Origin of the sequence: Micromonospora sp. U56 (assembly GCF_018070095.1) — a bacterium.
Taxonomy (GTDB): Bacteria; Actinomycetota; Actinomycetes; order Mycobacteriales; family Micromonosporaceae; genus Micromonospora; species Micromonospora purpureochromogenes.
Map to the genome: position 1 here is coordinate 1 of NZ_JAGPYL010000032.1, position 18,619 is coordinate 18,619.

Sequence of the window (18,619 nt, forward strand, 5' to 3'; positions counted from 1 at the left end):
CACTCACCCCCCACCCCACCCCACCCCCAACCCCCTCAGCCCCGCACATACAGAGAAAGAGTGGCTATCCGAGCCGGAATAGCCACTCTTTCTCTGTATGAGCGTCCCCAGAGGGGTGGCGCCGGTCAGGCGGTGGCGGGGATCCGTTGCTCGGGGGAGGCGGTGGCCGGGACGGGGGCCGGGCGGCGTTCGCGGGTCGACCAGAGCACCGACAGGGTGGCCAGCAGCACCAGGCAGGAGCCGAGCATGTGCGCGCCGACCAGCAGCGCCGGCAGGTCGGTGAAGTACTGCACGAAGCCGATCACGCCCTGACCCAGCTCCACGGCGACCAGCACCACGGCGGCCCGGGCCGGGCCGGTCGCGCCGGCCGCCCGGAACGCGAAGACGAGCGCCACCGAGAGCCCGAGCAGCAGGAACACCGCGTCGGCGTGCACCTGCGAGATCTGTTCCGGGTCGAGGCCGTTGCGCGCCGCGCCGCCGTCGCCGGCGTGCGGGCCGCTGCCGGTCACCCAGGTGCCCACGACCAGCACCGCGACGCCGACCACCGTGGTGAGCGCCGCCAGGGTGCGCAGCGGGCCGGGCACCACGGCGACCGCCGGGCCGTCCGGGTCCTTGACCCGCCGCCAGAGCGCGTACGCGGCCGCGATGACCGCCATCGAGGCGAGGAAGTGCAGCCCGACCACCCACGGGTTGAGGTTGGTCAGCACGGTGATCCCGCCGATCACCGCCTGTGCCGGGATGCCCAGGAACACCGCCACCGCCAGCCCCAGCAGCCCCTTGCGGCGCGGCCGGTGCGCCAGCACCGCCAGCAGGGTGGCCAGCGCGATGAGGCCGACGGCGAAGGTGAGCAGCCGGTTGCCGAACTCGATCACCCCGTGCACGCCCATCTCGGCGGTGGTGTGGTACGACTCGTCCGTGCACCGCGGCCAGGTCGGGCAGCCGAGCCCGGAGGCGGTGAGCCGGACGGCGCCACCGGTCACGACGATGGCCACGTTCGCCACGATCGAGGCGTACGCGAGGCGGCGCAGCAGAGCGGTGGAGACCGGGAACCGGACGGATCGCTTCACGGAGCGAATCCTACGCACCGTAGTGGAGCACGATCGGGTGACTCCGCCGACCCGGTGTCAGGGATCACCGGGGGGCGGGTTTGCGGGCCTCCGGCGAATTACGTAACGTTGGCGTTGTGAAAAACGCGGCGGCGCTCTCCGAGCAGCAGCCGGCGACCGGGACGGTCGTCGGCGGCGGCTTGAGGTCGCGGCGCGGCGTCGGACGCGCCGAGCTGGAGTTGTCGCAGGCCGCGTCCACCGACCTCTCCACCCGGGACCGGGTCACCCAGCTGCTGCTGGAGCAGGGGGCGACCACCGCCGCCCAGCTCGGCTCGGCGCTGGGGCTCAGCCCGGCCGCGATCCGCCGGCACCTCGACGCGATGCTCGCCGACGGTGACGTGGTCGCCCGCGAGCAGGCCGTGCGCGGCAGCCGCGGGCGCGGTCGCCCGGCGAAGGTCTTCCTGCTGACCGAGGCCGCCCGGGTCCGCTGCGGCACCCACCACTACGACAACATGGCGACCGCCGCGCTGCGCTGGATCGCCCGCAACGGCGGTTCGTCGGCGGTCGAGGCGTTCGCCGCCGACCAGGTCGCCGCGTTGGAAGCCCGTTGTCGGGCCGCCATGGAGGACGCGGGGGACGACCCGCTCGCGCGGGCGGAGGCGCTCGCGAGCGCCCTCACCGCCGAGGGTTACGCTGCCAACGCCTCCACGATCGCCTCCGGCGGCCAGCTCTGCCAGCACCACTGCCCGGTGGCGCACGTGGCCGCCGAGTTCCCCCAGCTGTGCGAGGCCGAGACCGCGGTGATCTCCCGTCTGGTCGGCACCCACGTACAGCGCCTGGCCACCATCGCGCACGGCGACGGGGTGTGCACCACGCACATCCCGGCCCAGCCGCGTGCCCAGTCCGGTAACACCGTCACCACTGTGAGGACAGATAAATGACCGAGCAGATCGTCCAGCCCCTGACCCAGGAAGAGCAGCTCGCCGCCCTGGGTCGTTACGAGTACGGCTGGTCCGACCCCGACGTCGCCGGGGCGGTCGCCCAGCGCGGCCTCAACGAGGCGGTGGTACGGGACATCTCGGCGAAGAAGAACGAGCCGGCCTGGATGCTCGACCTGCGCCTGAAGGGCCTGCGACTGTTCGGTCGCAAGCCGATGCCGGCCTGGGGCGCGGACCTCACCGGGATCGACTTCGACAACATCAAGTACTTCGTCCGGTCCACCGAGAAGCAGGCCACCAGCTGGGAGGACCTGCCCGAGGACATCAAGAACACCTACGACCGGCTGGGCATCCCGGAGGCGGAGAAGCAGCGCCTGGTCGCCGGTGTCGCGGCGCAGTACGAGTCCGAGGTGGTCTACCACAAGATCCGTGAGGACCTTGAGGAGCAGGGTGTCATCTTCCTGGACACCGACACCGCGCTGCGCGAGCACGAGGACATCTTCAAGGAGTACTTCGGCACGGTGATCCCGGTCGGCGACAACAAGTTCGCCGCGCTGAACACCTCCGTGTGGTCCGGTGGCTCGTTCATCTACGTGCCGAAGGGCGTGCAGGTGGAGATCCCGCTGCAGGCCTACTTCCGGATCAACACGGAGAACATGGGCCAGTTCGAGCGGACGCTGATCATCGTCGACGAGGGTGCGTACGTGCACTACGTCGAGGGCTGCACCGCGCCGCTGTACTCCTCCGACTCGCTGCACAGCGCGGTGGTGGAGATCATCGTCAAGAAGAACGCCCGGTGCCGCTACACGACCATCCAGAACTGGTCGAACAACGTCTACAACCTGGTCACCAAGCGCGCCGTCTGCCACGAGGGCGCGACCATGGAGTGGGTCGACGGCAACATCGGGTCCAAGGTCACCATGAAGTACCCGGCGGTCTACATGACCGGCGAGCACGCCAAGGGCGAGGTGCTCTCGGTGGCCATGGCCGGCGAGGGCCAGCACCAGGACGCGGGCGCCAAGATGGTGCACGCCGCGCCGCACACCTCCTCGACCATCGTGTCGAAGTCGATCGCCCGGGGCGGTGGCCGGACCTCGTACCGGGGTCTGGTGCAGGTGCTGGAGGGTTCGCACCACAGCCGGAGCACGGTCAAGTGCGACGCGCTGCTGGTCGACACCATCTCCCGCTCGGACACCTACCCGTACGTCGACATCCGCGAGGACGACGTGTCGATGGGGCACGAGGCGACCGTCTCGAAGATCAGCGACGACCAGCTCTTCTACCTGATGAGCCGCGGTCTGAGCGAGGACGAGGCGATGGCCATGATCGTGCGCGGCTTCATCGAGCCGATCGCCAAGGAGCTCCCGATGGAGTACGCCCTGGAGCTCAACCGCCTGATCGAGCTCCAGATGGAGGGCGCGGTCGGCTGACGCCGCCCGCCGCACGGGCGGGCCGGCATCCCCGGTCCGCCCGACCCGGCACCAGACATTGTCGTCGTAGAACAGACCAAGGAAGAGATGACTACCCAGGCTTCCGCGCCGCCCAGCACCAAGACGCAGGCGCTCCGCTCGTACGACGTCGCCGACTTCCCGGCCCTCACCGGCCTGGAGGAGGAGTGGCGCTTCACCCCGCTCAAGCGGCTGCGCGGGCTGGTCGGTGAGCCGCAGGCCACCACCGCCACGGTCCGGCACGAGTACGGCGACCTGCCCGAGGGCGTCACCGTCGGGCGGATCGGCGCGGACGACCCGCGGGTGGGCAGCGTGCTCACCCCGGTCGACCGGGTCAGCGCCCTGGCGTACGGCAGCGCGGGGGACGCGCTGCTGGTGGAGGTCGCCCGGGACGCCGTGGTCGGGGCGCCGGTGTCCCTGCGGGTGGTCGGCGACGGCGCCGAGGGGCTGGCCTTCGGGCACACCTTCGTCGACGTGGGCCGGTTCGCCGAGGTCACCCTGGTGCTGGAGCACGTCGGCTCGGCCACCCTGGCCGACAACGTCGAGGTGTCGGTGGCCGAGGGCGCGAAGCTGATCCTGGTCACCGTCGCCGACTGGGCCGCCGACGCGGTGCAGGCCCAGCACCTCAAGGTCAAGCTGGGGCGCGACGCCAAGGTGACGCACATCCAGGTCAGCCTCGGCGGCGACCTGGTCCGGCAGTACACCTCGGTGGAGTACACCGGCCGGGGCGGCGAGGCCGAGCTGTACGGCGTCTACTTCGCCGACGGCGGCCAGCACCTGGAGCACCGCCAGCTGGTCGACCACAACGTGCCGGACTGCCGCAGCTACGTCGGCTACCGGGGCGCCCTGCAGGGCGACGACGCGCACACCGTCTGGGTGGGTGACGTGCTGATCCGCGCCGAGGCGACCGGCACCGACACGTACGAGATCAACCGGAACCTGCTGCTCTCCGACGGCGCGCGGGCCGACTCCGTACCCAACCTGGAGATCGAGACCGGCGAGATCGCCGGCGCCGGCCACGCGAGCGCGACCGGCCGCTTCGACGACGAGCAGCTGTTCTACCTGATGGCCCGGGGCATCCCGGAGGGCGAGGCCCGTCGCCTGGTGGTGCGTGGTTTCTTCGCCGAGCTGATCAACAAGATCCCGGTCGAGGAGCTGCGCGAGCGGCTCGGCGACGCGATCGAGGCCCGGCTGGCCAAGGCGGGCGCCTGATGATCAAGATCTGCTCGACCGAGGACGTGCCGAAGGGCACCGCGATCAGCGCGGACGTCGACGGCACCGCGATCGCGATCGTGCACGGCGAGGACGACACTTTCTACGCCGTGTACGACGAGTGCTCGCACGCCGCGGTCGCCCTCTCCGAGGGTGAGGTCGACGGGTGCACGCTGGAATGCTGGCTGCACGGATCCCGTTTCGACCTTCGGACGGGCGAGCCCACCGGGCTGCCCGCCACCGAACCCGTCCCCGTCTATCCCGTCGAAGTCCGCGACGGCGACATCTACGTCAGCCTGACGCCGAGCAATGGAGTGACCCGATAATGAGCACCCTGGAGATCCGCGACCTGAAGGTGTCGGTCAAGCTGCCCGAGGGTGAGCTCAAGCCGATCCTGGCCGGTGTCGACCTGACCGTCCGCTCGGGTGAGACGCACGCGATCATGGGGCCGAACGGTTCCGGCAAGTCCACCCTGGCGTACTCGATCGCCGGCCACCCCAAGTACGAGATCACCAGCGGCTCGGTGACCCTCGACGGCGAGGACGTGCTGGCCATGTCCGTCGACGAGCGGGCCCGCGCCGGCCTCTTCCTGGCCATGCAGTACCCGGTCGAGGTCCCCGGCGTCTCGGTGGCCAACTTCCTGCGTACCGCCAAGACCGCCATCGACGGCGAGGCACCGAAGCTGCGCACCTGGGGCGGCGAGCTGCGCGGTGCCATGGAGCGCCTGCAGATGGACCCGGCGTTCGCCCAGCGCAACGTCAACGAGGGCTTCTCCGGCGGTGAGAAGAAGCGGCACGAGATCGTGCAGCTGGAGCTGCTCAAGCCGAAGATCGCCATCCTCGACGAGACCGACTCCGGCCTCGACGTGGACGCGCTGCGCGTGGTCAGCGAGGGCGTGAACCGGGTCCGCGACACCGGCGACACCGGCGTGCTGCTGATCACCCACTACACCCGCATCCTGCGCTACATCAAGCCGGACTTCGTGCACGTCTTCGTCGCCGGCCGGATCGTCGAGCAGGGCGGGCCGGAGCTGGCCGACAAGCTCGAGGCCGAGGGCTACGAGCGGTACGCCGCCGGGGCCGGTTCGGCGCGGGCCTGACACGACACGACAGGGGCCGGCTGAGATGACCACCATCGCGATCCCGTCCGGGATGCCGCAGTACGACGACGTGCCACGCTTCGACGTGGCAGGAGTGCGCGCCGACTTCCCGATCCTGGACCGGGAGATCAACGGGCACCGGCTGGTCTATCTCGACAGCGCCAACACCTCGCACAAGCCGCGTCAGGTGCTCGACGTGCTCGCCGAGCACTACGCGATGCACAACGCCAACGTGTCGCGCTCGGTGCACACCCTGGGCACCGAGGCGACCGAGGCGTACGAGGGTGCGCGGGCGAAGATCGCCGCGTTCATCAACGCGCCGAGCGTGGACGAGGTGGTGTTCACCAAGAACTCCACCGAGGCGATCAACATCGTGGCGTACGCGTTCTCCAACGCGTCGCTGCGGCCCGACGCCGACCCCCGGTTCCGGCTCGGCCCGGGCGACGAGGTGGTGATCTCCGAGATGGAGCACCACTCGAACATCGTCCCGTGGCAGCTGCTCTGCGAGCGCACCGGTGCGACCCTGCGCTGGTTCCCGGTCACCGACAACGGGCGGCTGGACGAGTCGGGGCTGGAGGAGCTGGTCACCGAGCGGACGAAGATCGTCTCGCTGGTGCACATGTCCAACATCCTCGGCACGGTCAACGCCACCTCCCGGATCACCCAGCGGGTCCGTGAGGTGGGTGCGCTGCTGCTGCTCGACTGCTCGCAGTCGGTGCCGCACATGCCGATGGACGTGGTCGACTACGACGCCGACTTCATCGTCTTCACCGGCCACAAGATGTGCGGCCCGACCGGCATCGGCGTGCTCTGGGGCCGGGGCGAGCTGCTCGCCGCGATGCCCCCGGTGCTCGGCGGCGGGTCGATGATCGAGACGGTGTCGATGGCGGGCTCGACGTTCGCCGCGCCGCCGGCCCGGTTCGAGGCCGGCACCCCGCCGATCGCCGAGGCGGTCGCGCTCGGCGCGGCGGTGGACTACCTCACCGGCATCGGGATGCGCGCCATCCAGTGGCACGAGAAGGAGCTGACGGCGTACGCGCTGGACGCCCTCGCCACCGTGCCGGGGTTGCGGATCTTCGGGCCGACGGTGCCGGTCGGCCGGGGTGGGACGATCTCGTTCGCGCTCGGTGACATTCACCCGCACGACGTGGGGCAGGTCCTCGACTCGCTCGGCGTGCAGGTGCGGGTGGGGCACCACTGCGCGAAGCCGGTGTGCACGCGGTTCCGCGTGCCGGCCATGACGCGGGCGTCGTTCTACCTGTACACCACCACGGAGGAGATCGACGCCCTGGTGGCGGGGCTCGAGCAGGCGCGGAAGGTGTTCGACTGATGCAGCTCGACCAGCTCTACCAGGAGATCATCCTGGACCACTACAAGCACCCGCACGGGCGTGGCCTGCGCGACGCCGACCCGGACGCCCGGGTCGCCGAGGCCCACCACGTCAACCCGACCTGCGGTGACGAGATCACCGTCCGGGTGGCCACCGACGGCGACACGCTCGACGACATCTCGTACGACGGGATGGGCTGCTCGATCAGCCAGGCGTCGGCGAGCGTGCTGCACGAGCTGCTGCGCGGTCGGGGTGCGGGTGAGGCGTTCGCCGTGCACGAGGCGTTCGTCGAGTTGATGTCCGGGCGTGGCCAGGTCACGCCGGACGAGGACGTACTCGGTGACGGGGTGGCTTTCGCGGGCGTCGCCCGCTACCCCGCCCGGGTCAAGTGCGCGCTGCTGCCGTGGATGGCGTTCAAGGACGCCGCGGCACGCGCCGGCGTGGGCGTGAGCCCGACGGAGGTGAAGGCATGAACAGCGAGGACACCGCCACCGCGGCGACGCCGGAGGCCGGTGACGCCGCCACGACGCCGGCGACCGGCGCCGTGGCGACCGACGGCGCTCCGACGCCGGCGGGCGGCAAGGCCGTCGTCGCCGACATCGAGGAGGCGATGAAGGACGTCGTCGACCCGGAGCTCGGCATCAACGTGGTCGACCTCGGCCTGGTGTACGGCGTGCACGTCGACGACGAGAACGTCGCGACGCTGGACATGACGCTCACCTCGGCGGCCTGCCCGCTCACCGACGTGATCGAGGACCAGGCCCGGCAGGCGCTGACCACCGGCCCCGGCGGGGGACTGGTCAACGACATCCGGATCAACTGGGTCTGGCTGCCGCCGTGGGGCCCCGACAAGATCACCGACGAGGGGCGCGACCAGCTCCGCTCGCTCGGCTTCAACGTCTGACCCACTGCGCCGGCTGGCCGGACGAAAGGCCCCGACCCCAGGTCGGGGCCTTTGTCGTAGGTGCGGCCCGCACGCACCCACGGATAACCGGTGGCGCGCCCGGACGGCGTCCGGTGACAATCGCTGCGTGATCGAGTCGAAGTCGTCCCGCACCGTCCCTGTCGCCGCGGCCACCGCCGCCGGTCGACAGCGGTCGCTGCCGCGGCGGCTGCGACCCGGTACCCGCCGCCATGGGTGACGCGCTGCTCGCCGGCCTGCTCGCCGGCTACGGGGTGGCGGTGCCGGTCGGGGCGATCGCCATCGTGGTCATCGGGCTCACCGCCCGTACCTCGTTGCGGGTCGGCGCCGCCGCCGCCCTCGGGGTGGCCGCCGCGGACGGCCTCTACGCCGCGCTGGCCGTGCTCGGCGGCGCGGCCCTCGCCGGTCTGGTGCGCCCGGTGGCGACCCCGTTGCGCTGGGCGGCCGTCGTGATCCTGCTCTTCCTCGCGGGGCAGCTCGCCGTGGGCGCGCTGCTCCGGCACCGTCGCCCGCCCGGCCCGGCGCGGGCCGAGCGGGGTCTGGCCACGCCCGGCCGGGCCTTCGCCGGGCTGCTGGCGCTCACCCTGCTCAACCCGATGACCGTCGTCTACTTCGTGGCCCTGGTGATCGGCCGGCAGGCGTCCGGTGGGTGGACGCCCGCCGGCCAGGTGGTCTTCGTGGCCGCGGCGTTCGCCGCGTCGGCGAGCTGGCAACTGCTGGTCGCCGGCGGCGGCTCGCTGCTCGGCCGGCTGCTCACCTCCGACCGTGGCCGGCTGGTCACCGCGCTGCTGGCCAGCGCGCTGATCGTGCTGCTGGCGTTGCGGATGGTCTGGTGAGCCGGCCGGCTCAGTGCGGGTACACCTCCAGTTCCCAGAGCGAGAAGCCGTAGGGGGTGGCCCGGGTCAGCCCGACCATCCGCACGTAGCGGGCACTTGTCGCGGCGAACCGGTTGTTGTCGGTGCCGCCGTCCCCGGCGGTGGTGGACCAGACCGTCCGCCAGCCGGCGCCGTCGGTGGAGACGTCGATCCGGTACGACCGGGCATGCGCCGCCTCCCAGCGCAGCACCGCGCGGGCCACCGGCCGGACCGTACCGAGGTCCACGGTGATCGACTGGTTGTCCGACCAGCCGCTCGACCACCGGGTGCCCGGGTCGCCGTCCACCGCCCGGCTGGCCGGGAGGAAGAGCTGGCTGCTGGAGGCGGTGACCGGGCGGCCGGCGGCCAGGTTGGTCAGGTCGTCACCGCGGCGGGCCGGGAACGACACCACCTGCTGGTAGGTCGGCCGGTTCTGCCAGGCGATCACGGGCTGCCTCAGCCCGCCGAGCGGGGACTGCACGATGGCGTCGGCGCACCACTGGTCGCCGGCCGCGCAGCTCGCGTCGCCGGGATAGACCTCGGTCGCCGGCCGGGCGGCGGCGCTGCGCAGCGTGTCCAGCAGGATCTGCCGGCAGGCGGCGAGGTCGCCGCCGCCGCAGTACCGGCGGTCCGACCCGCCGGGCACCGGCTCGCCGAGCACCGCGCGCAGGTCGGCGTCGACGTAGCCCCACCAGCCGTACTGGAACGACGAGCCCTTGTGCCCCTGCGCCTCGTTGGCCGCGGTGGGCAGGGTGGACTCGTCGCCGCGCTGCTGCCCGGACGGCGACTCGTTGATCTGCATGGCGTTGACCAGCGCCTGGTACAGCTCCGGGCCGAGGGGTGCCTTGAACTGGCCGTTGACCAGCAGCGGCCACCAGGCGTCGAAGATCCGGATCGCGTCCGCGTGCCGGTACACCTTGGTGCCGGGGGCCGTCTCGACCCGCAGTGCGCCGTCGGCGCGCCAGGCCCGGAGCTTGCCCACCACGCCGGCCAGGTCGGCGTCGGTGACCGGCTGGCTCTCCAGCACCCGGATCAGCTCGTCGAGCACCTCGACGCCGCGCAGGTCGGTCAGGCCGGCCCGCTCGACCAGCGAGGTCAGCGTGGCCCGGTCGAAGGTGCGCCCGTCCGCCAGCGCCGCCCGGATCGGCCGGTCCAGCAGGTTCGCCCGGTGCACCGGACCGAAGCTGAAGTTGCCGTCGGCGGCGCCGAAGTCCTTGGCCTGCTTGTTGTTCCAGCTCACGTAGTAGTCCTGGTCCACCGAGTACGGATGCTCGGCCAGGGGTTGGTACGCGGCGGTGTTGGCGACCGGGTCGAAGTCGCGCCACTCGTACGCCGGGTCGGCCTTCATCGGCAGGTTCGGATCCGATCCGGCCGCGCGCACCGGGTTGAGCCCCGAGTTGGCGTACGCCGACTGGGTGGAGTTCACGTAGAACCAGTTGAACGCGTACCCGATGGTGCCGGCGGACTCGCGGAACGCCGCGGCGTCGCCCATCGCGGCCGGGTCGTTGAACATCTGGAAGCCGATCGCCGAGTCCGCCTCGTGCCGGTAGGTGGAGCGCAGGTGGGTGAAGGCGTGCGGCTGGCCGTCCACGGTGCCCCGCCAGGCGACCAGGCCGAGCGCGGTGCGCCGGGCGACCAGCCGGTACGACCCGGCGGCGGTGCCGTCGGCGAGGGTGGGCCGCCAGGCGTTGACGTGCGAGATCTCCTCCATCGGCTGGCACCGGCCCCGGTGGCGGTAGTGGTTGCTGGCCAGGGTGGGTGCGCTGCCGTCCACCGTGCACAGCGGCAGGGCGTAGGTGTCGGTGATGTCGTGGGCCGACGAGGTGGCGCTCCAGGCGTAGTCCTGGCCCCGGCCCAGCAGCACGTAGAGGTTGAGCCCGGCGAAGGCGGCGCCGCGCGCGCTGATCCCCGGCCCCTGCAACTCCTGCACCATCAGCAGCTGGGGTGAGAAGTAGCCGGTCTGCGGGCCGAACACGGCGATCGGGTGGCCGGTGGCGGAGTGCGCGGCCGAGATCACCGCCGCGTTCGACATACCTCGGCTGGCCCGGCCGATGGTCAGCCCGGACAGTGCGGCGGCCAGCTCGGACGGCCCGCCGGCGGCGGCACCGGTGGCCGCGCCGGTGGCGTCGCTGACGACGGGTTCCACCCGGGCCGAGCCGCCGTCCGGCAGCACCACGCTGGCCGCGTTCGCGGGGGCGCCACCGTACGGGAAGCTCTGCCCGTCGTGCAGGGTCAGCACCGCCTCCGGGTTCTCCTGGCTGCGGAAGGCGGTCCAGACCCGGTCACCCTCGACCACGCCGTAGCGGGCCCGCGCGGCCAGCCGGACCAGCGCCGACTGCATCTCGTTGCCGCCCCCGCCGCCGAACAGCCCGCCCACCACGCCGGCGATGGCGATCAGGTCGGTCATCCGGAACGGCTCGGGCCCACCGGCGTTGGTGACCGCGTCCAGGTGCCCGGTGAGCACGTACTCGCCGGGGCAGTTGCGGTGCGCCATGCAGTGCCCGATGTAGGCGTTGACACCGGCGATGTACTCCTGCACGTCGGCGTGGAGCTGCTCGCCCCGGGGGCCCTTGCGCCGCAGCGCCTCCACCTGCGCCGCCAGGTCCGCCTCGGTGTACGGCGAGTTGCGCCAGACGCTCTGCTCCAGCGCCCGGTTGCCGGGCGCGCCCCCGGCGAACGGGGTGAGGGTGCCCCGCCCGACGTGGCGCAGCAGGTCGATGGTGAACAGCCGGTCCTCGGCGCCGGCGTAGCCGGCCCCGAACATGGTGCCGCCGCGGGTGCTGCCGGTGACGTGCGGGACGCCGGTCGCCCGGTCGCGCACGATGGTCACGTCGGCGCGCGGCGAGTAGCGGCGCTCGACCTGATCGGCCGGCACCCCGAAGCCGGCGTCGTTGAAGAACGCGCCGAGCTGGTCCTCGCGCAGCCCCGCGTAGCCGTAGACCAGGTCGGCGTACCGGCCGAGCTGGTCACCGGCGTGCCGGGGCAGGGTGCCGAGGGCCTGGTTGGCGAGCACCTCGACGAGGGTGGCGTTGCCGTTCTGCCCCGGCGGCAGGATGTCGGAGCACTCGCCGAGACAGTGGTCGGCCGCGGCGAAACCGCTGGTGGTGGCGGTGGTGGCGGCGGGCGCGGCGGCGGCGGGGGCGGTGGGGGAGACGGTGAGCAGGGCCGCCACGGTGACCGACGCCGCGGCGGCGGCGGTCAGCCGGCGGGCGACGGCGCGACGGGCGGGGTGCGGTGGGACGGGACCGCGTGGCTGCATGGGGACCTCGCAGACGGAGGATGGATCCGAGAAACATTCGGTTACCGGATGGTAAGCGCTCATCGATGCCCATGAAAGCCCCGGAGTCGGGCGCCGCCCGTGGTCCGGCAGTTCGGTACCGTTCGGCCATGACCAGTCGACCCGCAGCCGGAGGTGGCCGGTGGGTCGAGGTCGACCCGACCCGCGTCGCCCGCTGGGTCGAGGGCTTCGCCGGCCGGCACGGCCCGCCCACCACCACCGTCGGCGGGTACGGCCTGCTGCTCGCCGCCCCGGACGGCGCGACCGCCGAGCTGCACACCCCGCCCGGGGCGCCGCCCACCCGGGACGTACCCGGATTCGTGGCCGCCGCGGCCGAGCCGCGCCGGATCGGCCTGCTGCTGGCCCGCAAGGGCGCGGTGGCGGTCGGCGTCGCGGTGGGAGAGGAGCTGGTGGTCTCCAAGGTGGACACCCGCTACGTGCAGGGCCGCACCGCCGCGGGCGGGTGGTCGCAGCAGCGCTTCGCCCGGCGGCGGGACAACCAGGCGAAGGCGGCCCTCGGCGACGCGGCCGAGCTGGCCGTACGGCTGCTGCTGCCGGAGGCGGCGACGCTGCGCGCGCTGGTCTGCGGCGGTGACCGGCGGGCCGTCGACATCGTGCTCGCCGACCGGCGGCTGGCCCCGCTCGCCGCGCTGCGGGCCGAGCGGCTGCTCGACGTCCCCGAGCCCCGGCACGCGGTGCTGGTCGCCGCGATCGCCGCGGCCCGCGCGGTGCGGATCCTGGTCCGCGACGCCGCACCCGACGCCGCCTGAACCGCTGCCCGGTGTGGCGTGGCCTATTCGTTGCGTGCCGGCCGCTAGCCTGCGGAAATGGCCGCACGCGAGGGGGCCGTGCCGCCGGCGCAGGGCACGACGACGACCGGGACCGACCGGATGACGGCGTTCAGCGACGGGGTGTTCGCGATCGTCATCACCCTGCTGGTGCTGGAACTTCGCCCACCGGCGTACGAATCCGGTGGGCTGCTCGACGCGCTCCTGCACGAGAAGGCCGCCTACCTCGCCTTCGTCATCTCGTTCGTCTACATCGGCGTGCTCTGGCTGAACCACCACGCGCTGCTGCTACTGGTCGGCCGGACGAACCTCGCACTCAACTGGATCAACCTCGCCCTTCTGCTCGGCGCCGTGATCATCCCGTTTCCCACCGCGGTGCTCGCGTCGGCATTCGCCCATGCGGGCACCGCCGACCAGCGGGTGGCCGTGGTCCTGTACGCACTGTCCGCCGCGCTGATGTCGGTGCCCTGGCTGGCCTTCTTCGCCTACCTGGAACGCCACCCCGCGCTGCTGGCACCCGAGATTTCCCCCGAGCACCTCCACGCCCAACGGGCCCGCCCCATCACCGGCATGATCCTTTACGGCAGCAGCGCCGCAGTCGGCTGGTTCGTCAACCCCGTCGTGGGCCTGATCGGGATCATCGTCATGATCATCTACCATGCCGTCACGAGCCAGGGCCTCCGGCGGCGCAGTCGCCGGCTGCCGGGTCGACGGCGAACCTGACTCGACGACAGCCGTCCTGGCCGGACGCGGCCGGAACCGGTGACCCGGAAACCCCACGGCGGCCGGTGGGTGGGGAACCCACCGGCCGCCGCCGGGTGCCTCGGACCGGGGCTTTCAGAGGCTGCCGCCGAAGGTGTCGCAGGACTTCGGGTCGCCGCTGTCGTAGCCGCGGCTGAACCACTCCTTGCGCTGCGCGGAGGAGCCGTGGGTGAACTCCTCGGGGTTCACCGGGCGGTTCGCCCGCTCCGAGATGGCGTCGTCGCCGATCTTCTCGGCGGTGTCGATCGCCTGCGCGATGTCCTGCTCGCTGACGCTCTCGAAGATCTTCTGGCCCTTCGCGTCGGCGGTGCCGGTGGCGTTCTTCGCCCAGGCGCCCGCGTAGCAGTCGGCCTGGAGCTCCAGCTTCACCGACAGCGCGTTGGCGTTGTCCGGGTCGCGCTGCTGCTGGCGGCGCATCTGCGCCTCGGTGCCGAGCAGGTCCTGCACGTGGTGGCCGTACTCGTGGGCCAGCACGTACGGCTGGGCGAACTCGCCCTCCGCGCCGAGCTGGTCGGCCAGCACCCGGTAGAAGGTCAGGTCGATGTAGACCAGGTCGTCGGCCGGGCAGTAGAACGGGCCCACGCCGGAGTCGGCCTGGCCGCAGCCGGTGTTCACGCCCTGGCTGAAGAAGACCGTCTTGGACGGCCGGTACTGCTCGCCGAACTTCTCCGGCAGCGCGGCCTGCCAGTAGGCCTGGATCGAGTTGACGTACGCGGTGTTGCGGCAGTCCAGCTGCTGGAGCGCGTCGTCGGCCGAGCACCTCTGCTGCAGCGAGGTGTTGTCGCCCTGCTCACCGCCGCCGCCGTTGGTCGCGGCGTTCAGCCCGAAGCCGCCGCCGACCAGCGCGACCAGGACGGCGATGATGATGCCGACGATCCCTCCGCGACCGCCACCGATCGGGATGGGGATGCCCATCCCGCCGCCCCCGCCGGACCCTCGCCGATCGTCCACCTGACTGGTGTCGATCTGCGCGTTCTCGTTCAGCTCCATGTTGACCCCGATCACCGATTCATCACGTTTGGTGGTTGCGGTACCGGACCGGGTCCGGACGGCGTTTCGGTACCCGATGATCTTGCTCGGTAATCCGGGCGGGGCGCCGAAGCCGGCCCGGTACACTTGCCCCGTGCTGCTCTGCGAAGGCTGAACCGCCCCGCGCCGACGGTCCATCGGGCCCGCCGGCCGTTTCGCGTGCCCTGAGTCAGCCCTTCCAGACCCCGAGAGCGAGTACCGGAAAATGATCACTGCCACCGGCCTGGAGCTGCGTGCCGGCGCCCGGATCCTGCTGTCCGACACCACCCTGCGGGTGCAGCCCGGTGACCGGATCGGCCTCGTGGGCCGCAACGGCGCCGGCAAGACCACCACGCTGAAGGTGCTGGCGGGGGAGGGGCAGCCGTACGCCGGCCAGATCGACCGGCGCAGCGCGATCGGCTATCTGCCGCAGGACCCGCGTACCGGCGACCTGGAGGTCACCGGGCGGGACCGGGTGCTCTCCGCCCGCGGGCTGGACGTGCTCATGGCCCAGATGAAGGAAGTCGAGGAGAAGCTCGCCGACGACGCCGACGACAAGCTGGTCCGCCGCTACGGCGCGCTGGAGGACCAGTTCGCCGCCCTCGGCGGGTACGCCGCCGAGGCCGAGGCGGCCCGGATCTGCGCCAACCTCGGGCTGCCCGACCGGGCGCTCGCCCAGACCATCGGCACCCTCTCCGGCGGCCAGCGCCGCCGCATCGAGCTGGCCCGGATCCTGTTCCGTGACGCCGGCGAGAACGGCGGCGGCATCCTGCTGCTCGACGAGCCGACCAACCACCTCGACGCCGACTCGATCACCTGGTTGCGCAACTTCCTCGCCAACCACAAGGGCGGCCTGATCGTCATCTCCCACGACGGCGCGCTGCTGGAGTCGGTGGTCAACAAGGTGTGGTTCCTCGACGCCACCCGCTCGGTGGTCGACGTCTACAACCTGGGGTGGAAGGCGTACCTGGAGGCACGGGAGACCGACGAGCGGCGCCGCCGGCGCGAACGGGCCAACGCCGAGAAGAAGGCCGGCGCCCTGATGGCCCAGGCCGACAAGATGCGGGCGAAGGCCACCAAGACCGTCGCCGCGCAGAACATGGCCCGCCGCGCCGAGAAGCTGATCTCCGGCCTGGAGGAGGTACGCGTCTCCGACAAGGTGGCGAAGGTGCGCTTCCCCACCCCGGCGCCGTGCGGCAAGACCCCGCTGACCGCGACCGGCCTCTCCAAGTCGTACGGCTCGCTGGAGATCTTCACCGACGTGAACGTCGCGGTGGACCGTGGTTCCCGGGTCGCCATCCTCGGGCTCAACGGCGCCGGCAAGACCACCCTGCTGCGGATGCTCGGCGGCCTGCTCACGCCGGACACCGGCGAGGTGCACGCCGGGCACGGCCTGCGGCTGGGCTACTACGCCCAGGAGCACGAGACCCTGGACGTCGAGCGGACCGTGCTGGAGAACATGCGGGCCGCCGCCATCGAGCAGTCCGACACCGACCTGCGCAAGATCCTCGGTGCGTTCCTCTTCTCCGGGGAGGACGTGGACAAGCCGGCCGGGGTGCTCTCCGGCGGCGAGAAGACCCGGCTCGCCCTCTCCACCCTGGTCTGTTCCGGGGCCAACGTGCTGCTGCTGGACGAGCCGACCAACAACCTCGACCCGGTCAGCCGGGAGCAGGTGCTCGACGCCATCGCCAACTACCCGGGCGCGATCGTGCTGGTCACCCACGACCCCGGCGCGGTGCTCGCGCTCAAGCCCGATCGGGCGATCCTGCTGCCCGACGGCGACGAGGACGCCTGGAGCGACGACCTGCTCGAACTGGTCGAACTGGCCTGACAGGCCCGTCCGGCGCCGCTGTCGTCGCCCGTCAGCATGATCGACTCCAGGACGGCGACGTGGCGGTGTCGGTAGCGTCCCGACCCCGCCACCTCGCCGTGACGGGGTCGATCACGGCGGCCGGACGGGGCCGCGCCCGGCGGGCGGGCTCAGGTGGCCAGGTCGGCCAGGCGGGTCAGCACGCCGGAGGTGACCAGGATGACCAGGCCGACGCCGACGAAGATCGCCGGTACCAGCCAGTGGCCGGCCCGGCCGACCAGCCGGACCACCCGGGGATGCCCGCCGAGCAGGGCGGCGACCGCGCACCAGAGCGCCACCAGGGCGGCGAAGACCACCAGCCAGACCAGCCCGGCCGCCGGCTCCAGGGAACGGAACACCGGCACGTAGACGGCGATGTTGTCCGCGCCGTTGGCGATGGTCACGCCGGCCACCCCGAGCGCGCCGCCGACCACGGCCGGTGGCGCCTCGTCGTCGGTGCGCGCCAGCAGGGCCCGGATTCCGAGGCCGATCGGCAGCAGGCCGAGCAGGCCGGTCCACGGGTCGGGCACCACGAGCAGCCCCGCCGCGACCACCAGGGCGGTCGCGACCAGTGCGCCGATGCCCAGGTACTGGCCCGCCACGATCCGCCAGGGCCGGGGCCGGCCGGTGGCGCGGGCGGCCACGAAGAGCACGGTGAGCACGACGATGTCGTCCACGTTGGTCGCGGCGAACACCAGGGCCGCACCGGCCGCGGCGGCGAGCGGGTCGGTCACGCCAGGCAGGGTACGGGCCGCGGGGCGGGCCCCGAACGGCCCCGGCGCGCACGTCCTGTGGGGCCGGTCGGAAGGATCACTCTATCGGGAAGCTGACATCGCATAGCGTGTCGGTTGGCGAAGAGTTGATATCTGGCGCATGATCGTTCGAGGCGGTCTAATAGGTGGGACCGTATCCGAACCGCACAGTCTGGGACGTGAGGAATCAGCATGGCAGCCACTGGCACAGCCACCAGCACTGAGAAGGGTCGCCGGATCGTCGGAGCCGAGCGTCAGACGCTCGCCAAGGACCTGGTAAAGCGGTACACCTCGGGTGAGAGCATCCGCGCGCTCGCGGCCTCGACCGGACGTTCCTACGGGTTCATCCACCGGGTGCTCACCGAGTCCGGCGTCCAGCTGCGGCAGCGCGGCGGCGCCCGGCGCCGCAAGAAGGCGTGACCCGCCCACCAGCGTCGTCCATCAGCGTCGTGTTCCGGGCCGTCCGGTGACCGCCGAGGCGACCGGGGTACGACTCGACTGCGACGGGCCGGTGGCGACGGTGACGTTGTGCCGGCCCGACGTGCTCAACGCCCAGACCCCGGCGATGTGGCGCGCGATGAGCGACTTCTCGCGGGATCTCCCTGGCGACGTGCGCGTTGTCGTGGTGCGCGGCGAGGGGCGATCCTTCTCCGCCGGCCTCGACCTGTCGGTGGCCGGCGCGTCCGGGCCGGGTTCGTTCGCCGAGCTGGCGACCCTGCCCGAGCAGGAGTGCGCCGACCGGATCGCCGAGTTCCAGGGCGGCTTCAGCTGGCTGCACCGCCCCGACGTGATCTCCGTGGCGGCCGTGCAGGGGCACGCCATCGGCGCCGGCTTCCAACTGGCGCTCGCCTGCGACCTGCGGGTGCTCGCCGAGGACGCCAAGCTCTCCATGGCCGAGGTGACCCTGGGTCTGGTGCCCGACCTCGCCGGGACGAAGCGCCTCGTCGAGCTGGTCGGCTACTCGCGGGCCCTGGAGATCTGCGCGACCGGCCGGCGGATGGACGCCGCCGAGGCGGACCGGATCGGGCTGGCCACGCTGGTGGTGCCCACCGCCGACCTGGACGGCGCGGTACGGGACCTCACCGCCGGGCTGCTGGCCAACAACCGCGACGCGGTGGTCGAGATCAAGGCGTTGCTCGCCGGCGCGGCCGGCCGCTCGCACGCCGACCAGCAGCGCGCCGAGCGGGAGGCGCAGACCCGCCGCCTGCGCGACCTCGCCGGACGGGGAGAATAGTAAGGACCGTTCGGGAAGATCCGGGTTACTACTGAGGTTGTCGTAGTCGTCGGGAGAATCGAACCCGACGGTGCGCGCTGCCGCAGATCCCGGAGGTGAC

The 18,619-nt window shown here is 72.1% G+C and carries 18 protein-coding genes; 14 read left to right on the forward strand and 4 right to left on the reverse strand.

The window, feature by feature from the left end; all coding sequences use genetic code 11:
- Positions 1–125: 125 nt before the first annotated feature.
- Positions 126–1,085, reverse strand: coding sequence for a heme A synthase (locus KBX37_RS13695; protein WP_210776276.1), 960 nt, complete (start codon positions 1,083–1,085; stop codon positions 126–128).
- A gap of 161 nt (positions 1,086–1,246) precedes the next feature.
- Between KBX37_RS13695 and KBX37_RS13700 the strand changes: the two genes are divergently transcribed.
- From KBX37_RS13700 to KBX37_RS13740, 9 genes are all read left to right on the forward strand, one after another.
- Entirely contained in the window at positions 1,247–1,987 is a 741-nt protein-coding gene (locus KBX37_RS13700) for a helix-turn-helix transcriptional regulator (RefSeq protein ID WP_374103744.1), read from the forward strand.
- Positions 1,984–3,414, forward strand: coding sequence for a Fe-S cluster assembly protein SufB (sufB, locus tag KBX37_RS13705; protein WP_210776277.1), 1,431 nt, complete (start codon positions 1,984–1,986; stop codon positions 3,412–3,414). Before KBX37_RS13700 ends, sufB begins: the two co-directional genes overlap by 4 nt.
- Positions 3,415–3,501: 87 nt before the next feature.
- A complete protein-coding gene (sufD, locus tag KBX37_RS13710) occupies positions 3,502–4,644 on the forward strand; it encodes a Fe-S cluster assembly protein SufD (RefSeq protein WP_210776278.1) in 1,143 nt (380 codons plus the stop codon).
- Positions 4,644–4,970 (forward strand): non-heme iron oxygenase ferredoxin subunit, encoded by a 327-nt coding sequence (locus KBX37_RS13715; RefSeq protein ID WP_210776279.1) that lies wholly within the window; start codon positions 4,644–4,646, stop codon positions 4,968–4,970. The genes sufD and KBX37_RS13715 overlap by 1 nt, the downstream gene beginning before the upstream one ends.
- Positions 4,970–5,743: a Fe-S cluster assembly ATPase SufC gene (gene sufC / locus KBX37_RS13720; RefSeq protein ID WP_088961258.1), complete on the forward strand. Its 774-nt coding sequence runs from the start codon at positions 4,970–4,972 to the stop codon at positions 5,741–5,743. Before KBX37_RS13715 ends, sufC begins: the two co-directional genes overlap by 1 nt.
- A gap of 25 nt (positions 5,744–5,768) precedes the next feature.
- Positions 5,769–7,073 carry a cysteine desulfurase gene (locus KBX37_RS13725; RefSeq protein WP_210776280.1) on the forward strand — a complete coding sequence of 435 codons (1,305 nt, stop codon included), beginning with the start codon at positions 5,769–5,771 and terminating at the stop codon, positions 7,071–7,073.
- A complete protein-coding gene (gene sufU / locus KBX37_RS13730) occupies positions 7,073–7,546 on the forward strand; it encodes a Fe-S cluster assembly sulfur transfer protein SufU (RefSeq protein ID WP_154943622.1) in 474 nt (157 codons plus the stop codon). The genes KBX37_RS13725 and sufU overlap by 1 nt, the downstream gene beginning before the upstream one ends.
- Positions 7,543–7,977, forward strand: a complete 435-nt coding sequence (locus tag KBX37_RS13735; RefSeq protein WP_210776281.1) for a metal-sulfur cluster assembly factor — start codon at positions 7,543–7,545, stop codon at positions 7,975–7,977. The genes sufU and KBX37_RS13735 overlap by 4 nt, the downstream gene beginning before the upstream one ends.
- Before the next feature lie 230 nt (positions 7,978–8,207).
- Complete coding sequence (locus KBX37_RS13740) at positions 8,208–8,831, forward strand: LysE family transporter (RefSeq protein WP_210776282.1); 624 nt, start codon at positions 8,208–8,210, stop codon at positions 8,829–8,831.
- Between the two features lie 10 nt (positions 8,832–8,841).
- Here the strand turns inward: KBX37_RS13740 and KBX37_RS13745 are convergent, their stop codons facing one another.
- A complete protein-coding gene (locus KBX37_RS13745) occupies positions 8,842–12,108 on the reverse strand; it encodes a penicillin acylase family protein (protein WP_210776283.1) in 3,267 nt (1,088 codons plus the stop codon).
- A 128-nt stretch (positions 12,109–12,236) separates the two neighbouring features.
- On the opposite strand from KBX37_RS13745, the gene KBX37_RS13750 reads away from it, so the two are divergent.
- Both KBX37_RS13750 and KBX37_RS13755 read left to right on the forward strand, forming a co-directional pair.
- Positions 12,237–12,896 carry an acVLRF1 family peptidyl-tRNA hydrolase gene (locus KBX37_RS13750; RefSeq protein ID WP_210776284.1) on the forward strand — a complete coding sequence of 220 codons (660 nt, stop codon included), beginning with the start codon at positions 12,237–12,239 and terminating at the stop codon, positions 12,894–12,896.
- A 57-nt stretch (positions 12,897–12,953) separates the two neighbouring features.
- The gene (locus KBX37_RS13755) at positions 12,954–13,637 is read left to right on the forward strand and encodes a TMEM175 family protein (RefSeq protein ID WP_210776285.1); all 684 of its coding nucleotides are present in this window, start codon (positions 12,954–12,956) and stop codon (positions 13,635–13,637) included.
- 114 nt (positions 13,638–13,751) lie between these two features.
- Here the strand turns inward: KBX37_RS13755 and KBX37_RS13760 are convergent, their stop codons facing one another.
- The gene (locus KBX37_RS13760; RefSeq protein ID WP_210776315.1) at positions 13,752–14,666 is read right to left on the reverse strand and encodes a neutral zinc metallopeptidase; all 915 of its coding nucleotides are present in this window, start codon (positions 14,664–14,666) and stop codon (positions 13,752–13,754) included.
- Between the two features lie 244 nt (positions 14,667–14,910).
- On the opposite strand from KBX37_RS13760, the gene KBX37_RS13765 reads away from it, so the two are divergent.
- Complete coding sequence (locus tag KBX37_RS13765; protein ID WP_210776286.1) at positions 14,911–16,515, forward strand: ABC-F family ATP-binding cassette domain-containing protein; 1,605 nt, start codon at positions 14,911–14,913, stop codon at positions 16,513–16,515.
- A 149-nt stretch (positions 16,516–16,664) separates the two neighbouring features.
- Here KBX37_RS13765 and KBX37_RS13770 read toward each other — a convergent pair whose 3' ends face one another.
- Positions 16,665–17,267 (reverse strand): cadmium resistance transporter, encoded by a 603-nt coding sequence (locus KBX37_RS13770; protein WP_307849062.1) that lies wholly within the window; start codon positions 17,265–17,267, stop codon positions 16,665–16,667.
- A 210-nt stretch (positions 17,268–17,477) separates the two neighbouring features.
- Between KBX37_RS13770 and KBX37_RS13775 the strand changes: the two genes are divergently transcribed.
- On the forward strand, positions 17,478–17,705 hold the full coding sequence (locus KBX37_RS13775) for a helix-turn-helix domain-containing protein (protein ID WP_007462679.1): 228 nt from the start codon (positions 17,478–17,480) through the stop codon (positions 17,703–17,705).
- A gap of 46 nt (positions 17,706–17,751) precedes the next feature.
- The gene (locus KBX37_RS13780) at positions 17,752–18,519 is read left to right on the forward strand and encodes an enoyl-CoA hydratase/isomerase family protein (protein WP_210776287.1); all 768 of its coding nucleotides are present in this window, start codon (positions 17,752–17,754) and stop codon (positions 18,517–18,519) included.
- Positions 18,520–18,619: the final 100 nt, after the last annotated feature.